The sequence below is a fragment of the Terrabacter sp. C0L_2 genome (genome assembly GCF_036352015.1).
GTDB lineage: Bacteria > Actinomycetota > Actinomycetes > Actinomycetales > Dermatophilaceae > Terrabacter > Terrabacter tumescens.
Genome location: NZ_CP143557.1, coordinates 1,566,679 through 1,585,929, shown reverse-complemented (window position 1 = coordinate 1,585,929; position 19,251 = coordinate 1,566,679). Strand labels below are relative to the sequence as shown.

Here is a 19,251-nt window from a genome sequence, read left to right as displayed (position 1 = left end):
CGAGAGGGACCACGCGGCATACGCAGGCGGTGTCGGGACCACCGGCCGAGCGCACCCCGACCCTACGGATGAGTACTGAAAATCCTGCAAGAAACCGACAACGAACCGTCGTAATTCTTGCGGCCTCGACGGGGTGTGAGGCGTCTCACCGGTATCGACTCGGCTTGCGGCCTGAGGCGCTCCCCGCGGCGCGTACCTTGAAGACATCACGTCATCTGTTCAGCATGTGGACACCTGCAGCCCGATCCGGGTCTGCCCAGGATCCACGTGGGGGACAGCTTCACACCGGCACGACGTGGTGCCGGGCGGCACCGCGCGCGAAGGGATGGGCCCCGAGTTGACCACGACCCACGAGAAACAGACACACACGACGCACGCGGGACTGTCCGCATGGGTCGAGCAGGTCGCCGAGCTGACGCAGCCGCGCGACATCCGCTGGATCACCGGCTCCCCCGAGGAGTGGACGGAGCTGACCGACCAGCTCGTCGAGGCCGGCACGTTCGTGCGCCTCAACGAGAGCAAGAAGCCGAACTCCTTCTACTGCGCGAGCGACCCGACCGACGTCGCGCGCGTCGAGGACCGGACCTACATCTGCTCCGTCGACGAGAAGGACGCCGGGCCCACCAATAACTGGATGGCGCCCGACGAGATGAAGGCTCGCATGACCGAGCTCTACCGCGGCAGCATGCAGGGCCGCACGATGTACGTCATCCCCTTCGTCATGGGCCACCTCGACGCCAAGGTCCCGATGTTCGGCGTCGAGATCACCGACTCGGCCTACGTCGTCGTCTCGATGCTCGTCATGGCGCGCTGCGGCGACGCCGTCCTGCGCAAGATCGAGGACACGAACGCCGACTACGTCCCGGCCCTGCACTCCGTGGGCGCGCCGCTCGCCGAGGGCGAGGCCGACGTCCAGTGGCCGTGCTCCGACACGAAGTACATCGTCCACTTCCCCGAGGAGCGCACGATCTGGAGCTACGGCTCCGGCTACGGCGGCAACGCCCTGCTCGGCAAGAAGTGCTACTCGCTGCGCATCGCCTCGGCGATCGCCCGCGACGAGGGCTGGATGGCCGAGCACATGCTCATCCTCAAGCTCACGTCTCCCAAGGGCTCGGTCCACTACATCGCGGCCGCGTTCCCCTCGGCCTGCGGCAAGACCAACCTCGCGATGATCACGCCCACCGTGCCCGGCTGGAAGGCCGAGATGGTCGGCGACGACATCGCCTGGATGCGTTTCGGTGAGGACGGCCGGCTGTACGCCGTGAACCCGGAGTTCGGGCTCTTCGGCGTCGCCCCCGGCACGGGCGAGTCGACCAACCCCAACGCGATGGCCACCATCGAGAAGGGCAACTCGGTCTTCACCAACGTCGCCCTGACCGACGACGGCGACGTGTGGTGGGAGGGCATGACCGACGAGCCGCCGGCCCACCTCACCGACTGGCACGGCAACAGCTGGACGCCGGCCGACGGCGAGGCCGGTACGAAGGCCGCGCACCCGAACAGCCGCTTCTGCACGCCGATCGCCCAGTGCCCGATCGCGGCTCCCGAGTACGACAACCCCGACGGCGTGCCGATCGACGCGATCCTCTTCGGCGGCCGCCGCAAGACGACCGTGCCGCTCGTCTACGAGTCGCGCGACTGGCAGCACGGCACCTTCATCGGCGCCACGCTCTCCTCGGAGACCACCGCTGCCGCGACCGGCGCCGTCGGCGTCGTGCGCCGCGACCCGATGGCCATGCTGCCCTTCATCGGCTACCACGCCGGCGACTACATGAACCACTGGCTCGAGATCGGCAAGAGCGCGGACGCCTCCAAGCTGCCCCGCATCTTCGGCGTCAACTGGTTCCGTCGCGACGACGAGGACGGCTCCTTCCTGTGGCCCGGCTTCGGCGAGAACAGCCGCGTCCTCAAGTGGGTCGTCGAGCGCCTCGAGGGCGACGTCGACGCCGTGGAGACGGCGATCGGGTTCGTGCCGACCGCGGACTCCCTCGACGTCGACGGTCTCGACATGACCCCCGAGCAGGTCGCCAAGGCCCTCAAGGTCGACGCGGCCGACTGGCAGAAGGAGCTGCCCCTCATCCAGGAGTGGTTCGACAAGTTCGGCGACCAGCTCCCCGCGGAGCTGTGGGCCGAGTTCGACGGTCTCAAGGCCCGCGTCAGCGGTCACTGAGGTCGGTCCACCGCCTGCTGGCCGGCGGGCGGCGGACGACGTGATGCAGGGCCCGGCACCTCTGGGTGCCGGGCCCTCCGTCATGCACGGACGGGCCACCCGAGGTCGCGTATGCCGTGTCGCCCGGCACCCGGCATACGCGATGCCCGCGTCCTCCCGTCCTCCACGGCACGCGGCGGGGTACATGAGAGACATGAGCGACCCCGACGGCTACAGCCGCGACGAGAGCGAGGCCGAGCGGCTCGACCGCAACTTCAACGAGCAGCTCCAGGAGCTGCGCATCGCCCAGGCCGGCGTGCAGATCCTCTTCGCGTTCCTGCTGACGATCCCCTTCCAGCAGCGGTTCACGACGTTGACCGACCTGCAGCGCGACATCTACGTCGTCACGCTCGTGTCCATCGCGATCAGCACGCTCGTGTTCATGACGCCCGTCGCGATGCACCGGATGCTCTTCCGCGAGGGCCTGAAGGACTTCGTCGTCCGGCACACCGACACGCTGATCGGCGCCGGACTCTTCTTCCTCGTCGTCGGCATCATCGGCGGCGTCGTGCTCGTGCTCGACGTCCTGCTCTCGCACACGACCGCCATCTGGATCGGCGGTGGCCTGACGCTGCTCGCGGTCGCGCTCTGGCTCGTGCTGCCCCTCTCCCAGCGCCGGCGCCGCCGCCGCGAGGACCCCGACACCCCCTGACACCGTCGATAGGCCAACGTTTGCGGGTCCTCACCCGTCGAGAGGCCAACGTTTGCGGGTCCTCGCTCGCCCGGCGGCGGGAACCGTCGCTGGGCAGGCCCCTCGTTCCTCGGGGCCTGCCCAGCTCCTCCCAAATCCCACGCGTTCGTTCAGCACAAGGCAGAAGGACCCCGACGAAAAGCGTGTCGGGGTCCTTCTGTCTTGTGCTGGCGGAGGCGGCGGGATTTGAACCCGCGAGAGGTTTTATCCTCAACCCGCTTAGCAGGCGGGCGCACTAGGCCACTATGCGACGCCTCCGTGCCCGCGATCGAGGCCGCCGAGGCGACGCCGGATGCACGGGCGGACACAGGCTACCGGGCCACGCACCGCAACCCAAACCCGGGTCCTCCGCCACGCTCATGTGACTGTCGACGCGCAATGAGGCGCTTCAAAGGATCACCGTGCACAATGGCAGGGTTGCCCACCCAGGACGACAGGTGACAATGCCCTGGCCGAGAGGATCCGATGACTGACGCCACCGCGCCACGGCCGCGGCGTGACGACGCACCCAGTGGTCGCGAAGCCATCCGTCGCCAGGTCAGGGCCGGCTTCCGTCGGGCGCTCGGACTCACCACCCTCGGCACCCTCCTACCCGGTGCGGGCCTGACCCAGACACGGAGCAAGCGACTCGGCTGGGCGGTCCTCGCCCTCTTCCTGCTGACCGGAGTCGTCGTCGGCTACGTCGTCCTGCGCGACGGCATCACCAACGCAGCCCTCTCGCTCGTCGCGCGCCCCTCCCTGCTGCAGGGCGTCGCCGTCGGTTTCGTCGCCATCGGCATCCTGTGGTGCGGCTCGATCATCCTCACCGCCGTCCAGTCCCGTCCGACCCGGCTGGACCGCACACGGACGAGGACCCTCGCCGCCCTCACGACGGTCCTCGTCTTCCTCGTCGCCGGCTCGACCTTCAAGGTCGCCGAGTACACCTTCATCACGACCGACACGGTCAACCAGGTCTTCGGCACCACCTCACTCGGCAGCAAGCAGGCCGGCTCCGGCGTCAACGTCACGACCGAGGGCGACGACCCCTGGGCCAACCAGCCCAGGGTCAACATCCTGCTCCTCGGCTCGGACGCGGGGGCGGACCGCACCGGTATCCGCACCGACTCGATGATCGTGGCCAGCATCGACACCAAGACGGGCCGCACCGCCCTCATCTCGATGCCGCGCAACCTGCTCTACGCGCCGCTAGCGCCCAACAGCCCGCTGCGCGCTCGCTACCCGTCCGGCCACTTCGGTGCGCCCGAACCGACCTGCGCCCAGAACCGGCCGGGCGAAAAGGGCCAGTGCATGCTGACCAACCTCTACGTCGAGGCGGAGAACTACGCTAAGGACCACCCCGGCGCCTACCCCGCCGGCTCGGTGCCGGGCCGCCAGGAGATCCGCGGTGCCGTCCAGGAGATCCTCGGCCTGCAGATGAACCAGATGGTCATCGTCGACCTCTACGGCTTCCAGCAGCTCATCGACGCGATGGGTGGGCTCGACGTCAACGTCAAGCTGAGCGCCAACGGCACACCGCTGACGATCGGCGGTCAGCACGACGCGTCGGGACGCGTCTTCGGCGTCAAGGGCTACTTCGAGCCCGGTCGCCAGCACCTCGACGGCTACCACGCCCTCTGGTACGCCCGGACCCGTGCCGCCGACGACGACACCCACCGCCAGATGCGCCAGCGCTGCGTCGTGCAGGCCATCGTCCAGCAGGTCAACCCGGCGTCGATGGTGAGCCGCTACCCCGAGATCGCCAAGATCCTCAAGCAGCGCATCTACACCGACATCGAGGCCCAGTCCCTGCCGGCCTTCGTGCAGCTCGTCGAGCGGGTGCAGAAGGCCAAGATCACGAGCGTCGCCCTCACGTCCAGCCAGGGCGTCTACTCGAGCGACCCCGACTACGCCCTCGTCCGCAAGCTCGTCCAGAAGGCCATCGCCCCGCCCAAGCCGGCGGCCACGCCGTCGACGACTCCGAGCACGTCGAAGCCCTCGTCGACCAAGACGAGGACGCCGTCGACCCCGAGCCCCACGACGACGCCGTACGAGCAGTGCTGACCGCGCCGAACGGCATACGCCCTCGGCGCTGAGCCCGGACAAACGAAGGCCCCCCGGTCGAGACCGGGGGGCCTTCGCACAAACGACTGTGCGGTGAAGCGGTGTCGCTCGTTAAGGGTGAACGATCCCTCAGATCAGAGCGGACGAACCGCGTCAGCCTGGGGGCCCTTGGGACCCTGGGTGACCTCGAACTCGACGCGCTGCGCCTCCTCCAGCGAACGGTAGCCGTTCGACTGGATCGCCGAGTAGTGGACGAAAACGTCGGGGCCGCCGCCGTCCTGGGCGATGAAACCAAAGCCCTTTTCAGCGTTGAACCACTTGACGGTGCCCTGTGCCATACGGGTAACTCTTCCTTCTTTAGCGTGTGGAACGACGCACTTCGCGCATCCCAAGCTGCCGCTTCGACTCCACTCGACGGGCGAACCCGTCTATGTCGAAAGAAATCCCGTCACCATTGCGGATGACGGGATCCTGCTCGACTACGAGGAACTGCAACTGCAACCGCGACGAACCTAGCAGAATACCGGCCGGTCGGCCCGTCGGATGACACTGGTTTTTGGGCGTTCAGGAGTCGTTCGTCACGGCGTCACGCCGGGTGCCCCGAAGGGCCAGTCGCGGGGCTCGGTCGCCGCGGATCGTCGCGACCATGTCGAGCACGCGCCGGGTGGCCCGGACGTCGTGTGCACGGAACACCGTGGCCCCCAGCCAGGCGGCGACCGCGGTGGCCGCGAGCGACCCCTCGAGACGCTCCTCGGCGGGCAGGTCGAGGGACTCACCGACGAAGTCCTTGCGCGACATCGCTTGCAGCACAGGGTAGTTCAGGGCAACGACGTCAGCCGTGTGCCGCAGCACCTCGAGCGAGTGAGCCGTCGTCTTGCCGAAGTCGAGCGTCGGGTCCACGAGGATGCGCTCACGAGGTATGCCGGCCTGCTCGGCCGCATGGGCACCGCTCGCCAGGGTGCGCACGACGTCACGCACCACATCGAGCGGGTCGTCGCCGTAGGTGACGTCGACGGGGTCGGTCCGGGGCGGCAGGCCTCCGGTATGTGAGATGACGTAGCCGGCGCCGATGGCCGACGCGACGTGGACGAGCTCGCGGTCGTGCCCGGCCCACGTGTCGTTGACGAGGTCGACGACGCCGGCGGCCTCGCGCGCGACCTCGGAACGCCACGTGTCGAGGCTGAGCAGGACGTCCGGATGCTCCGAACGGGCCCACTGGAGGAAGGGCACGACGCGCCGGATCTCCTCGTCCGCGTCGACGACCTCGCCCTCCTGGCCGGCGCGCACACCCCCGACGTCGACGAGATCGGCGCCGAGCTCGACGGCGTCGACGAAGGCCACCTTGGCGGAGTCGAGGTCGGCGTGCCGGTTGCCGCTGAAGAAGGAGTCACGGGTCCGGTTGACGATCGCCATGACAGCGGGGGACGCCGCGTCGAATCGCTTGCCGCGCAGCACGAGCGGGCTCGCCGACGGCAGGTCGAGCGGGGCCAGCCGGCCCAGGATCTCGGCGGTGTCGGGCGCGGGATCCGAGCCGGAATGTGTGGTCACACTGTCGTATCTCACGGTGCCCGGCAAAGGTCAACGGTCGTCCCGAGCATGGTTGCGGAACTGTTACCATTGCACTGCAGACCTCATCCACGGCCCGGCCACGCTCCCTGCCGGGTCGCGGATGGTCTGCCGGTCCTGATCGTCCCGCAATGACGGTCGACCACCGAGCCCTCCGACCACAGGTCAGCAGGGCTGCGCCATAAGGAAACTGAATACAGAGATGTCGTACATCGTGTCGTTCTTCGCGGCCATGAACCGTCCGTCCAGGTCACTGCCGGTCGGTCAGTACAACTCCAGCACGACGTTCGAGGAGAGGCTCGGCCTGCTCTGAGAGCGCGTGCACGTCCGGCCCCACCGATGAGGCCGGCGCATGAGAACAAAAGGGACTCCGGATCTCCGGGGCCCCTTTTTTCATGCCCGGATCCGGCGCGAGGTCCTCGGCGGCCGGCGCGAGATCGCGCATGAGATCGCGCAGGCGCTGCGCCCTGACGACAGCAGACGCGCGATCAGCCGCACGATCTCGCGGCAACCGAGTGGGGCCTGGTGGCGGAGGGCGTGGGACTCCGCGCTTACCGGGCTCGTTCCTCGCCCGAGCTCAGCGCTCCCCGTCATCGCACGCCTCCGCCCAACTGCTCCGAAGGCGCTCCGCGCCGACGGAGCATTCTGCGGAGGGCGTGGGATTCGAACCCACGATGGGCTATGAACCCATAGCGGTTTTCAAGACCGCCGCACTCGGCCACTATGCGAGCCCTCCAGTGTCCGCGGAAGTCTATCCGCGGCGCGCTCACCCGTCCGAATCGACCTCGTCCGGGTGTCGGCTCGTCGCTCACCGGCCACGGTCAGCAGACCTCCGATCGGGTCCGGACGCACGGCCAACCGCACACGTCGAGGTCAGCCGCACGCGGCACCCGGTGAGTCGATGACCTCTAGGTGTGCGGCCGAGTCCGACATGACGGCGCCGCGAGGGAGCAGCGGCTCGGCTCAGATGTAGATCGCGGGGTCGAGCCACTGGTTGGTGGCGTTGCGCTTCGGGAAGCGCACGACCGCCGGTATGCCGGTTGCCACCGCTCCGGACGGAACGTCCTTGACGACAACGGAGTTCGCGCCGATCTGCACGTCGTCGCCGACGTTGATCGGCCCGAGCACCCGGGCGCCGGCACCGATGGTGACGCGGTTGCCCACGGTGGGGTGGCGCTTGACGTGAGCGAGCGACCGACCGCCCAGGGTGACCCCGTGGTAGAGCATGACGTCGTCGCCGACCTCGGCCGTCTCGCCGATGACGACGCCCATCCCGTGGTCGATGAAGAAGCGGCGGCCGAGGCGGGCGGCCGGGTGGATCTCGACGCCGGTGATCGAGCGCGCCACCGTGGCGAGCACCCGGGCTGGCAGGCGCCCACCCGGCTGCTGGTACAGCGCGTGCAGCCCGCGGTGCGCCCAGATGGCGTGCAGGCCGGGCGAGGTCAGGACCAGCTCGAGGCGCGAGCTGGCGGCGGGGTCGCGCGCGATGGCTCCGTCGACGTCCTCCAGCGCGCGGTCGGCGAGCTTGCGCACGAGACCGAGCGGGCCGGCATACCGGCTCTCGTCCGTGACGACATCGGTGACGACGTCAGCGGCGGGAGCGGCGGGAGCGGCGGGGGGCGCTTCGGCTGGGCCGTCGCCACGCACGAGCGTCAGCGGCTTCTCGGCCGGACGGCCCTGGTGCTCGAACTTCGGTGCAGTGCTCATCTCAGTCGACGAGGCCCTCGAAGAGGATGGTGGACAGGTAGCGCTCGCCGAAGGAGGGGATGATCACGACGATGGTCTTGCCCTTGTTCTCCTCGCGCTGGGCGACCTGGACCGCGGCGGCGATCGCGGCGCCGGAGCTGATCCCGACGAGCAGGCCCTCCTCCGTGGCGGCGCGGCGCGCCCACTTCACGGAGGTGTCGGCATCGATGTCGATGACCTCGTCGTAGACCTCGGTGTCGAGGATCTCCGGGACGAAGTTGGCGCCGAGGCCCTGGATCTTGTGCGGACCCGGCTGCCCGCCGTTGAGGATCGGCGACTCGGCCGGCTCGACGGCGATGATCTTCACATCGGGCTTGCGGGACTTCAGCACCTGGCCGACGCCCGTGATCGTGCCGCCGGTGCCGATACCGGCGACGACGATGTCGACCTCGCCGTCGGTGTCCTTCCAGATCTCCTCGGCAGTGGTCTTGCGGTGGATCTCGGGGTTCGCGGCGTTGGCGAACTGGCGGGCCAGCACGCCGCCCCGCTCCGCGGCGATCTCCTCGGCCTTGGCGACGGCGCCCTTCATGCCGGTGGACGGGTCGGTGAGGACGAGCTCGGCGCCGAAGGCGCGCAGCAGCGCGCGACGCTCCTTGCTCATCGACTCGGGCATCGTCAGCACGACGTCGTAGCCGCGGGCAGCACCGACCATGGCCAGGGCGATGCCGGTGTTGCCGGACGTCGCCTCGATGATGGTGCCGCCGGGCTCGAGGTCGCCGCTCTCCTCGGCCGCGTCGACGATCGCGACACCGATGCGGTCCTTGACGGAGTTGGCGGGGTTGTAGAACTCGAGCTTGGCCGCGACCGTGGCCTCGGCGCCGTCGGTGATCCTGTTGAGGCGCACGAGCGGCGTGTTGCCGATCAGCTTGGTCACGTCGTCGTAGATCGGCATTGCGGGAGCCCTTTCAGCGGGGTGCGGCGGAACGGTCTGTCGACCCGGTCGTTGTCGACAACCGGGAGCTCGTTATACATATTCCAACACGTCGTTATCGCCTGCCAAGGCGTCGCCCATGATCCGGGCGTCCCGCGGGGCCGGCCACGCGGCATACGTACCCTTCGTCCGCCGGCCGGGTCCGGCGAGCGTCATGCGCTTCCCGAGGGCGTATGCCGTGTGGCGGGGGGACGAAGGGGACGAGCGTCACGCCGCGACGGCCGTCACATTCACTAAGCGCTTGCTAACTCGTCAGTAGACTCCCCGGCATGAGTGCGCTCCAGATCGTCGCCGTCGTCGTCTGCCTCGGTGTCAGTGCCGTCGCCGTCGCCCTGCTGGTCAAGACGGTCAACCACTTCCTCGCGACGTTCCGACTGGGACAGCCGGAGGACCGCGGCGACGACAAGGGGGCCCGCACCCGCATGCTGCTGCGCGAGTTCCTCGGCCACACCCGCATGTCGCGGCTGCCCGTCGTCGCCATCGCGCACTGGTTCACGATGGTCAGCTTCGGCGTCCTCTTCTTCACGCTCCTCAACGCCTTCGGGCAGCTCTTCTCGCCGGAGTTCGTGCTGCCGGTCATCGGCCACTTCTTCCTCTACGAGTGGATCACCGACTTCTTCGCCTTCGCCGGGTTCATCTCGATCCTCGTGCTCATGGCGATCCGGCAGAAGAACCACCCGCGCTCGGCCGCCGGCGAGGACGGTCGACGCAGCCGCTTCTTCGGCTCCACGTGGTGGCAGGCCTACTACGTCGAGCTGACGATCCTCGGCGTGACGCTCTGCATCGGCCTGCTCCGCGCGCTCGAGTGGACGCTCGCCCGCAAGCAGGGCACCGGCATGGACAACGCCCTGCACTTCCCGTTGACCGGCTGGATCGGCAACTTCTTCACCGGCCTGTCCATCGGGGCCATCGAGAACCTCATCGTGATCATCGCCGCGATCAAGATCCTCATCAGCTTCGCCTGGATGATCACCATCGCGCTGCAGCCGACGATGGGCGTCGCCTGGCACCGCTTCCTCGCCTTCTTCAACATCTTCTTCAAGCGCCACGCCGACGGCCGCACGAGCCTCGGCGAGCTCCAGCCGATCAAGGTCGACGGCAAGCCGCTCGACTTCGAGAACGTCGACGAGCTCGACGAGGACGCCGCGCTCGGAGTCGGCAAGGTCGAGGACTTCACGTGGAAGGGCCTGCTCGACTTCACCACGTGCACCGAGTGCGGCCGCTGCCAGAGCCAGTGCCCCGCCTGGAACACCGACAAGCCGCTCTCCCCCAAGCTGCTCGTCATGACGCTGCGCGACCACGCGCACGCCAAGTCGCCGTGGCTGCTCGCCTCCGAGGAGGTGCGGGCTGGCGGTATCGACTCGGCCGAGGGCTTCAGCGACGCCACGAAGGGCGCCGTCGCCACCGAGCAGCTCGTCGGCGAGACCGGCTACGACATCCGCCACCCGCTCCAGGCGTACAACCCGCACGGCCCCGACGCCGTCATCGACGAGGACGTCCTCTGGTCGTGCACCACCTGTGGTGCGTGCGTCGAGCAGTGCCCCGTCGACATCGAGCACGTCGACGCCATCGTCGACATGCGCCGCTACAAGAACCTCATCGAGTCGGCCTTCCCCGCCGAGCTCAACGGCCTGTTCAAGAACCTCGAGAAGAACAGCAACCCGTGGGGCCTCGCGCCGCGGCTGCGGATGGACTGGGCCAAGGACCTCCCCTTCGAGGTCAAGCAGGTCGGCCAGGACGTCGAGAGCCTCGACGAGGTCGACTACCTCTTCTGGGTCGGCTGTGCCGGCGCCTACGAGGACCGCGCCAAGAAGACGACGCGCGCCGTCGCCGAGCTGCTCGACACCGCGGGCGTCAGCTTCGCGGTGCTCGGTGACGGCGAGGCCTGCACCGGCGACTCGGCCCGCCGCGCCGGCAACGAGTTCCTCTTCCAGATGCTCGCCCAGCAGAACGTCGAGACCCTCAACGAGGTCGGCGCGACGAAGATCGTCGTCACCTGCGCGCACTGCTTCAACACCATCAAGAACGAGTACCCGCAGCTCGGCGGCCAGTACGAGGTGCTGCACCACACGCAGCTGCTCAACCGCCTCGTCCGCGAGAAGCGCCTGACCCCGGTCGCCCGCCCCGGCGACGCGTCGTCGGCCGGCACCCTGACCGGTGCCGCCTCGACCGGCGCCAAGGTGACCTACCACGACCCGTGCTACCTCGGCCGGCACAACCAGGTCTACGCCCCGCCGCGCGAGCTGCTCCAGATCCTGCCCGGCGTGGAGTACGCCGAGATGGAGCGCAGCAAGGAGAAGTCGTTCTGCTGCGGCGCCGGCGGCGCGCGCATGTGGATGGAGGAGAAGCTCGGCACGCGGATCAACACCAACCGCACCGAGGAGGCCCTCGCGACGGGCGCCGAGCGCATCGCCGTCGGCTGCCCCTTCTGCAAGGTCATGCTCTCCGACGGCCTCAACGCCGCCATCCAGGACGGCAAGGCCACCGACGCCGTGGAGGTGGTCGACGTCGCGCAGATGCTGCTCGCCGCCGTGCGCCGCGGTGACGACGGCGACGACAAGCCCGAGGCCGCGACGCCGGAGCCCCAGCCGGACCCGGAGCCCGCGCCGGTCAGCTGAGCCGGCCGGACGGCATACGTCCTCCGGTTGTCGAAGGCCCTCTCCATCCGGAGGGGCCTTCGTCGTCGTGCGGGCGCCCCGCACCCCTCGGAAACTCGCCGTGAGAACGCTCTCACAAACTCTTGCCCTCACCGCCGCGACAGTGAATCGTGAGCGCATGACTCATCGACGAGATCGACGCGGGTGGCCCTCCCGCGGGCTCCACCGACTGGCCCTCGCGGCCCTGGCCATCACGACCGCAGCCGTCCCGACCATCGCCGTCACGGGGGCCGGAGCGGCCGGAGCGGCCCCCGCGCCTTCGTCCGCCGTGGCTGCGGCCCCTGCCGCACCGGACCTCGGAGCGGGCACCCTCGTGCTCGACCCGTCCATGTCGACCGCCGAGATCCAGGCCAAGGTGGACGCCGTGGCCGCCTCGCAGGTGTCCAACGAGATGGGCCCCGAGCGGTACGCGATCCTCTTCAAGCCCGGCACCTACGGGTCCGCCGCCGACCCGCTGAACTTCCAGGTCGGCTACTACACCGAGGTCGCCGGACTCGGGAAGGACCCGGGCGACGTCGTCATCAACGGCTCGGTCTACGTGCACAACCAGTGCACGAACGGCAGCTGCATCGCGCTCAACAACTTCTGGCGCTCGATGTCCAACCTGACGATCAACGTGAACAACTCCAGCGCCGGCTGCTACACCAACGAGTTCTGGGCCGTCTCGCAGGCCGCTCCCCTGCGCCGCGTGCACGTCCAGGGCACGACGACGCTCATGGACTACTGCACGGGGCCGTCCTTCGCCAGCGGCGGCTTCATCGCCGACTCGAAGTTCGACGGGACCGTCATCAACGGCTCGCAGCAGCAGTTCTTCGTGCGCAACAGCACGCTGAACGGCTGGAGCAACGGGGTCTGGAACCAGGTCTTCTCCGGCGTCGACGGCGCCCCGGCCGAGTGCTTCCCGGCCGCGGCAGCGTGCGGCGGGCCCTACACGACCGTCGCCAAGACCCCGGTGAGCCGCGAGAAGCCCTACCTCTACGTCGACGACAAGGGCGCCTACCGCGTCTTCGTCCCGTCGGCCGCCACCGACACGACCGGGGTCTCGTGGGAGTCCGGGTCGACGCCCGGCCGCTCCATCGGCATCGGCGACTTCTACGTCGCCAGGCCTTCGGACTCCGCGCAGGCGATCAACCGCGAGCTCGCCCGCGGCCGCAACCTGCTGCTCACCCCCGGCGTCTACCACCTCGACCAGACCCTCAAGGTCAAGCGGGCCGACACGGTCGTCCTCGGGCTGGGCCTCGCCAGCCTCACCCCGACCAACGGACAGGTCGCGATGAGCGTCGCCGACGTGCCCGGCGTCGACATCGCCGGCATCACCTTCGACGCCGGGCCGGTCAGCTCGCCGGTCCTGCTCCAGATCGGCACCCAGCGTGCCGCCGGGACGCCGGCCGCGAGCCGGGCCGGGTGGAGCAGCGCCGCCGACCCGACCGCACTGCAGGACGTCTTCTTCCGCATCGGCGGACCGTACGTCGGCAAGGCCACCGTCAGCCTCGAGGTCAACAGCGACCACGTCGTCCTCGACGACATCTGGGCCTGGCGCGCCGACCACGGCAACGGCGTCGGCTGGACGAGCAACACCGCCGACACCGGGCTCATCGTCAACGGCGACCACGTCACTGCGACAGGGCTTTTCGTCGAGCACTACCAGAAGACCGAGGTCATCTGGAACGGCGAGCACGGGTCGGTCACGTTCTTCCAGAACGAGCTGCCCTACGACCCGCCGTCCCAGGCAGCCTGGCAGTCGCGGCCGGGCCACGACGGCTACCCGGCGCTGCTCGTCGGTGCGGGCGTCAAGAGCTTCACCGGGACCGGTATGGGGTCCTACAGCTTCTTCAACCAGGGCATCGACATCTTCGCCGACAACGCGTTCGAGGTACCCACGACCCCGGGGGTGCGGCTGCACAACCTGCTGACGATCTTCCTCGACCCGTCCAACGGCAAGGGCGGCATCCGCCACGTCGTCAACGGCATCGGCGGCTCGTCGACCATCGCCAACCCGGACGTGCCGGTCACGGTCGTCGACTACCCCTGACCACCTGCCCTCCCGGCCCGACGGTCGTATGCCGTCGGGCCGGGTCGGCTCGTCCCGCAACCTGGCCGCCCGGCACCGTAGGGTGTGCCGATGAGCGCCGACCTGACTGCCATCGCCCGCGACCTCGCTCCCACGGGGACGCTCAGGGCCAGCATCAACCTCGGCAATCCCGTTCTCGCGCAGGGCAGCCCGTTGCAGCCCTCAGGCGTAACGGTCGACATCGCCCGCGAGGTGGCCCGCCGACTCGGTGTGCCCGCGTCGTTCGTCTGCTTCGACGCCGCCCGCAAGTCCTTCGACGCGATGACCTCCGGTGACGCCGACCTGTGCTTCCTCGCCGTCGACCCGGCTCGCGCGGGCGAGGTGGCCTTCACCGCGCCCTACGTCGTCATCGAGGGCGTCTTCGTCGTGCCCAGCGAGTCGCCCGTGCGCGCGGCCGCGGACGTCGACCGCGACGGGGTGCGGGTCGGGGTCAAGGCCGGCTCCGCCTACGACCTGCACCTGACACGGACGCTCGAGCACGCGACGGTCGTGCGCGGCGACGAGGGTGTTGACGTCTTCGTCGCCGAGGGCCTCGAGGTCGGGGCCGGCATCCGTGAGCCCGTCACCGCCTTCGTCGCCGGTCGCGAGGACCTGCGCCTGATCGACGAGCCGTTCATGCAGATCCGGCAGGCCGTCGGCACCACCCGGACGCGCTCGGCCCAGACCGTGGCCTTCCTGCACGACCTCGTCGAGGAGCTCAAGGCGAGCGGATTCGTCGCCGACTCGCTGGCGCGATCCGGCCAGCGCGGCGCCGCGGTGGCCCCGCCGAGCTGATCACACGGCATACGCCGTCGTGCTCGTCGTGTCGCGTCTCGTCGCGTTCCGACCCCACGGGGGTCACAGCAGTGCCACAGTGGCCGGTGAGGACGACCCGGCTCTCAGGTGACCGCCGATAGCTCAAGGTCGGTCGGCCCCGCTCCGGTCTGGCACGCCAGACCGAGACCGCCGATCCACGTGGCGCGCCCCGGCCTGGCATCACCTCGAAAGGAATGCTCCATGGCCTTGCGCCGCACGCGCCTTGTGCGCACCAGTGCCCTCGCGGCACCCGCTCTCGTCGTCGCAGCCCTCTTGCTGCCGACCACCCAGGCGAACGCCTCGTCACCGTCCGTGCCGCTCACCGGCACCTCCAGCCCGGTCACCGGGGACTTCAGCCCCGACACCGGCCAGTACCCTGAGTTCCAGACCCCCGAGGACGAGAACTCCCCGGAGGTCGGCCCCACGCAGGTCGTCAACCGCACGATGTCCCAGGGCCACGCAGCCGGTCACGGCGTCACCGTCCGGGGCACGACACGCAGCAAGTCCAACCCGACGTTCGTCACCGGCTTCGAGGGTCTGAACCACTACCAGCAGCGCTACTCGCGCGGGGGCAACCAGTTCAGCATCGAGCCGCCCGACCAGGCGCTCTGCGTCGGCGGCGGCCACGTCGTCGAGGCCGTCAACGACGTCTTCAACGTCTACGACTCGAGCGGCGCGTCCCAGCTGACGGACAACACCGCGACCAACGTCGTCGGCGGCTTCCCGCGGGACGTCCACCACGCGGTCGACCTCAACTCGGTCTTCGGCTACCCGCCCGCGGTCAACCGGACGACCGGCGCGCTCGGTCCGGAGCTCACCGACCCGACGTGCATCTACGACGCGGCAACGCAGCGCTTCTTCCTCGTCGTCCTGACCCTCGACCGCGGTCCCTCAGGTGCCCTCAACGAGGTCAACCACCTCGACCTCGCGGTGAGCGCGACCTCCGATCCGACCGGGCGCTGGAACATCTACAAGATCGACGTGACCAACGACGGCACGAACACCGGCGGGCAGAACCCGGGACCCTACCTGGGCGACTACCCCCACATCGGCGCCGACGCGAACGGCGTCTACCTGACGACGAACGCCTATCCGTGGAACAGCGGCGGGTTCGCCGGGGCGCAGGTCTACGCCCTGTCCAAGGCGCAGCTCGCTGCCGGGGCCGGCAACGTCAACGTGCAGCACATCGACACCTCCGGCATGGTGGCGGCGCCCAGCGACGCCGGTGCCACCCAACCGGGCTTCACCGTGTGGCCGGCGCAGTCGCCCGGCACCGGGTCGTTCAACCTCGCGAACAACGGCACCGAGTACTTCCTCAGCTCGAACGCCGCTGACGAGGCCACGCATCCCGTCGCGGGTACCGGCGGCAACTACACGTCGTCCAAGATCGTCGTGTGGTCGATGACCAACACGGCATCGCTCAACTCCGCCTCGCCGGCCGTGCACCTGTCGAGCAGGCTCGTGGACGTCGGGCTCTACGCGCTGCCGCCGAAGCAGCACCAGCCCGGCTCGGGCCAGCCCGCTGGCCTCAACTCTCCGCAGGGCCACTGCACCAACGACACGACGACGCCGACCATCGCGGGTGTCGGCTGCTGGCGCCTGCTGTTCGGCGGCCAGCCGGCCCACAACGAGGTCGTCTCGACGCCCGACTCGAACGACACCCGCATGCAGCAGGTCATGTATGCCAACGGCAAGCTGTGGGGCGCGCTCGACACCGCGATCACCGTCAGCGGCGGCAACCGCGCAGGGATCGCCTGGTACGTCGTCAAGCCCGGAGGCGCGAGCCTGTCGCCGAAGGTCGCCCTGGCTGGCTACCTCGGTGAGACCGGCATGGACTTCACCTACCCGGCCATCGGCGTCACGCCGAGCGGCCGCGGCGTCATGGCCTTCACCGCCACCGGAGAAGCCACCTACCCGAGCGCCGCCTACGCGTCCATCGACGCGCTGACCGGCGTCGGCGCCTGGAACGTCGTCACCGGCGGAGCCGGCGCTGCGACGGCCGACGGCTTCACCAGCTACAAGGCCCAGGTCGGCAACCCGCCGCGCACCCGGTGGGGTGACTACGGCGCCGCATCGGTCGACGGCAGCTCCGTCTGGGTCGCGAGCGAGTACATCGCCAGCGCGTGCGACTACACCGCCTGGGGTGGACCGTTCTTCACCGGCGGCACGGGCGACAACCTCCTCGGCACGTGTGGCGGAGCCGACCACGGGCCCGGCGTCCGCACGGCTCTCGCCAACTGGTCGACGCGGGTCAGCGCCTTCACGCCGTGACCTCGTAAGACCGCACTCGAGCAGCTCACACGCATGACACGATGCGCCGGCCTCCCTGAGGAGGCCGGCGCATCGCCACGTCCTCAGCCCGTGACCCGTCCGATCTTCGGCGGCTCGAGCCCGAGCGCGGCGCTCTCCTCGTCGCTGAACAGCCGCGAGCGGATGAGGAAGCGCACCCCCTCGGGCGCCTCGACGGAGAAGCCGCTGCCGCGGCCCTTCACGACGTCGACGGTGAGGTGGGTGTGCTTCCAGTACTCGTACTGCGACACCGACATCCAGAAGCCGATCGGCGCCTCGACCTGATCGACGAGGAGGTCGGCCAGGTGCACGTCGGCCTCGCTCGTGATGAAGTCACCCGCCGGGAAGCACATGGGAGAGCTGCCGTCGCAGCAGCCACCCGACTGGTGGAACATCAGCGGTCCGTGGATCCCGGTGAGACGGCGGAGCAGGTCCGCCGCCTCACCGGTGAGGTCGACCCGGCTGGGGGAAGCCGATGGCTCACCGGGTGCGACCGTCTCTGGGGGTCTGGTCACGGGGACCCGCCCGATCAGAAGAACCCGAGCGCGTCGGGCGAGTAGGAGACGAGGAGGTTCTTCGTCTGCTGGTAGTGGTCGAGCATCATCTTGTGGTTCTCGCGGCCGATGCCCGACTGCTTGTAGCCACCGAAGGCCGCGTGCGCGGGGTACTGGTGGTAGCAGTTGGTCCACACGCGACCGGCCTTGATGCCACGGCCCATCCGGTAGGCGCGGGAGCCGTCGCGCGTCCACACGCCGGCGCCGAGGCCGTAGAGCGTGTCGTTGGCGATCGAGAGGGCGGCGGCCTCGTCGTCGAAGCTCGTCAGCGAGACCACCGGGCCGAAGATCTCCTCCTGGAAGATCCGCATCGAGTTGTCGCCCTCGAAGATCGTCGGCGCGACGTAGTAGCCCTCGGCGAGGTCGCCGTCGAGCACGTTGCGGTCACCGCCGGTGAGGACCTTGGCGCCCTCCTGACGGCCGATGTCGAGGTAGGACAGGATCTTCTCGAGCTGGTCGTTGCTCGCCTGGGCACCCATCGTCGTCTCGGTGTCGAGCGGGTTGCCCTGCTTGATCTTCTCGACGCGGGCCACGGCGTCGGGCACGAAGTCGGCGTAGATCGAGCTCTGGACGAGCGCGCGCGAGGGGCAGGTGCAGACCTCGCCCTGGTTGAGGGCGAACATCGTGAAGCCCTCGAGAGCCTTGTCGTAGAAGGCATCTCGCTCCTGCGCGACGTCCTCGAAGAAGACGTTCGGGCTCTTGCCGCCAAGCTCGAGGGTCACCGGGATGATGTTCTGCGAGGCGTACTGCATGATGAGCCGCCCGGTCGTCGTCTCGCCGGTGAAGGCGATCTTCGCGATGCGGGGCGAGGAGGCCAAGGGCTTGCCTGCCTCGACGCCGAAGCCGTTCACGACGTTGAGCACGCCGGGCGGCAGCAGGTCACCGACGAGCTCGACGACCTTGAGGATCGACCACGGCGTCTGCTCGGCCGGCTTGAGCACGACGCAGTTGCCGGCGGCGAGGGCCGGGGCGAGCTTCCACACGGCCATGAGGATCGGGAAGTTCCACGGGATGATCTGGCCGACGACGCCGAGTGGCTCGTGGAAGTGGTAGGCGACGGTGTTCTCGTCGATCTCGCTGCTCGAACCCTCTTGTCCCCGAAGGACGCCCGCGAAGTAGCGGAAGTGATCGACAGCGAGCGGCAGGTCGGCGGCGAGGGTCTCGCGGACGGCCTTGCCGTTCTCCCAGGTCTCGGCGACGGCGAGCGCCTCGAGGTTCGCCTCGATGCGGTCGGCGATGCGGTTGAGGATGAGCGAGCGCTCGCCGAGGCTCGTGCGACCCCACGCAGGGGCGGCGGCGTGGGCTGCGTCGAGAGCCGCCTCGATGTCCTCCTCGGTGCCGCGGGCGACCTCGCAGAACGGCTTGCCGTTGACCGGCGAGACGTTCTCGAACCACAGGCCCTTCTTCGGGTCGACCCAGTTGCCGCCGATGAAGTGGCCGTAGCGGTCGAGGACGGTCACGAGCGAGTCCGGCTGCCCGGGCGGTGCGTAGACGGTCATGGTTGATCTCCCAACATCCTTGGTGGTCTCCCCTCGAAGGGGTTGGCGAGACCGTAGGCAGCGCAACGTTGCAACCACGTTGCGTCGCGTATGCCGCGTGCTGGCGTCACGGCATACGCCCGGTTTGTGGCCTCTCGACGTGCGCACACCCACGAACTTTGGCCTCTCGACGGTTGAAACCGTCGAGTGGCCAGCGTCTCCGG

13 protein-coding genes and 2 tRNA genes are annotated in these 19,251 nt (G+C 69.1%); 7 read left to right on the top strand and 8 right to left on the bottom strand.

The window, feature by feature from the left end:
- The first annotated feature begins 325 nt into the window (after window positions 1–325).
- Window positions 326–2,170 (top strand): phosphoenolpyruvate carboxykinase (GTP), encoded by a 1,845-nt coding sequence (locus tag U5C87_RS07410; protein ID WP_330475967.1) that lies wholly within the window; start codon window positions 326–328, stop codon window positions 2,168–2,170.
- Between the two features lie 193 nt (window positions 2,171–2,363).
- A complete protein-coding gene (locus U5C87_RS07405) occupies window positions 2,364–2,861 on the top strand; it encodes a DUF6328 family protein (protein WP_330475966.1) in 498 nt (165 codons plus the stop codon).
- Between the two features lie 207 nt (window positions 2,862–3,068).
- On the opposite strand, the gene U5C87_RS07400 is transcribed toward U5C87_RS07405, so the two are convergent.
- Window positions 3,069–3,158: transfer RNA gene (locus U5C87_RS07400), tRNA-Ser, on the bottom strand.
- A 207-nt stretch (window positions 3,159–3,365) separates the two neighbouring features.
- On the opposite strand from U5C87_RS07400, the gene U5C87_RS07395 reads away from it, so the two are divergent.
- A complete protein-coding gene (locus U5C87_RS07395; protein ID WP_330475965.1) occupies window positions 3,366–4,940 on the top strand; it encodes an LCP family protein in 1,575 nt (524 codons plus the stop codon).
- 134 nt (window positions 4,941–5,074) lie between these two features.
- Here U5C87_RS07395 and U5C87_RS07390 read toward each other — a convergent pair whose 3' ends face one another.
- The 5 genes from U5C87_RS07390 to cysK form a co-directional block, all read right to left on the bottom strand.
- Window positions 5,075–5,278, bottom strand: a complete 204-nt coding sequence (locus U5C87_RS07390) for a cold-shock protein (protein WP_030200907.1) — start codon at window positions 5,276–5,278, stop codon at window positions 5,075–5,077.
- Window positions 5,279–5,504: 226 nt separating this feature from the next.
- Entirely contained in the window at window positions 5,505–6,440 is a 936-nt protein-coding gene (folP, locus tag U5C87_RS07385) for a dihydropteroate synthase (protein ID WP_330476665.1), read from the bottom strand.
- A 714-nt stretch (window positions 6,441–7,154) separates the two neighbouring features.
- Window positions 7,155–7,242: transfer RNA gene (locus U5C87_RS07380), tRNA-Ser, on the bottom strand.
- 227 nt (window positions 7,243–7,469) lie between these two features.
- A complete protein-coding gene (gene cysE, locus U5C87_RS07375; protein ID WP_443082127.1) occupies window positions 7,470–8,039 on the bottom strand; it encodes a serine O-acetyltransferase in 570 nt (189 codons plus the stop codon).
- 175 nt (window positions 8,040–8,214) lie between these two features.
- The gene (cysK, locus tag U5C87_RS07370; RefSeq protein WP_330475963.1) at window positions 8,215–9,144 is read right to left on the bottom strand and encodes a cysteine synthase A; all 930 of its coding nucleotides are present in this window, start codon (window positions 9,142–9,144) and stop codon (window positions 8,215–8,217) included.
- A 308-nt stretch (window positions 9,145–9,452) separates the two neighbouring features.
- On the opposite strand from cysK, the gene U5C87_RS07365 reads away from it, so the two are divergent.
- The 4 genes from U5C87_RS07365 to U5C87_RS07350 all read left to right on the top strand — a co-directional run bounded on the left by U5C87_RS07365 (window position 9,453) and on the right by U5C87_RS07350 (window position 16,977).
- Window positions 9,453–11,801 carry a (Fe-S)-binding protein gene (locus U5C87_RS07365; RefSeq protein ID WP_330475962.1) on the top strand — a complete coding sequence of 783 codons (2,349 nt, stop codon included), beginning with the start codon at window positions 9,453–9,455 and terminating at the stop codon, window positions 11,799–11,801.
- 157 nt (window positions 11,802–11,958) lie between these two features.
- Complete coding sequence (locus tag U5C87_RS07360) at window positions 11,959–13,872, top strand: glycosyl hydrolase family 28-related protein (RefSeq protein WP_330475961.1); 1,914 nt, start codon at window positions 11,959–11,961, stop codon at window positions 13,870–13,872.
- A 90-nt stretch (window positions 13,873–13,962) separates the two neighbouring features.
- Window positions 13,963–14,685: a transporter substrate-binding domain-containing protein gene (locus U5C87_RS07355; protein ID WP_330475960.1), complete on the top strand. Its 723-nt coding sequence runs from the start codon at window positions 13,963–13,965 to the stop codon at window positions 14,683–14,685.
- 222 nt (window positions 14,686–14,907) lie between these two features.
- A complete protein-coding gene (locus tag U5C87_RS07350; protein WP_330475959.1) occupies window positions 14,908–16,977 on the top strand; it encodes a hypothetical protein in 2,070 nt (689 codons plus the stop codon).
- Window positions 16,978–17,060: 83 nt separating this feature from the next.
- Here U5C87_RS07350 and U5C87_RS07345 read toward each other — a convergent pair whose 3' ends face one another.
- Both U5C87_RS07345 and exaC read right to left on the bottom strand, forming a co-directional pair.
- Window positions 17,061–17,510, bottom strand: a complete 450-nt coding sequence (locus U5C87_RS07345) for a DUF779 domain-containing protein (RefSeq protein WP_330475958.1) — start codon at window positions 17,508–17,510, stop codon at window positions 17,061–17,063.
- Between the two features lie 14 nt (window positions 17,511–17,524).
- Window positions 17,525–19,048 (bottom strand): acetaldehyde dehydrogenase ExaC, encoded by a 1,524-nt coding sequence (gene exaC / locus U5C87_RS07340; RefSeq protein WP_330475957.1) that lies wholly within the window; start codon window positions 19,046–19,048, stop codon window positions 17,525–17,527.
- Window positions 19,049–19,251: the final 203 nt, after the last annotated feature.

Excerpts from the sequence above, each read along its gene's own strand:
- U5C87_RS07410 (WP_330475967.1), top strand. The coding sequence starts at position 326 with ATGGGCCCCGAGTTGACCACGACCCACGAGAAACAGACACACACGACG.
- U5C87_RS07405 (WP_330475966.1), top strand. The coding sequence starts at position 2,364 with ATGAGCGACCCCGACGGCTACAGCCGCGACGAGAGCGAGGCCGAGCGG.
- U5C87_RS07395 (WP_330475965.1), top strand. The coding sequence starts at position 3,366 with ATGACTGACGCCACCGCGCCACGGCCGCGGCGTGACGACGCACCCAGT.
- U5C87_RS07390 (WP_030200907.1), bottom strand. The coding sequence starts at position 5,278 with ATGGCACAGGGCACCGTCAAGTGGTTCAACGCTGAAAAGGGCTTTGGT.
- cysK (WP_330475963.1), bottom strand. The coding sequence starts at position 9,144 with ATGCCGATCTACGACGACGTGACCAAGCTGATCGGCAACACGCCGCTC.
- U5C87_RS07365 (WP_330475962.1), top strand. The coding sequence starts at position 9,453 with ATGAGTGCGCTCCAGATCGTCGCCGTCGTCGTCTGCCTCGGTGTCAGT.
- U5C87_RS07360 (WP_330475961.1), top strand. The coding sequence starts at position 11,959 with ATGACTCATCGACGAGATCGACGCGGGTGGCCCTCCCGCGGGCTCCAC.
- U5C87_RS07355 (WP_330475960.1), top strand. The coding sequence starts at position 13,963 with ATGAGCGCCGACCTGACTGCCATCGCCCGCGACCTCGCTCCCACGGGG.
- U5C87_RS07350 (WP_330475959.1), top strand. The coding sequence starts at position 14,908 with ATGGCCTTGCGCCGCACGCGCCTTGTGCGCACCAGTGCCCTCGCGGCA.
- exaC (WP_330475957.1), bottom strand. The coding sequence starts at position 19,048 with ATGACCGTCTACGCACCGCCCGGGCAGCCGGACTCGCTCGTGACCGTC.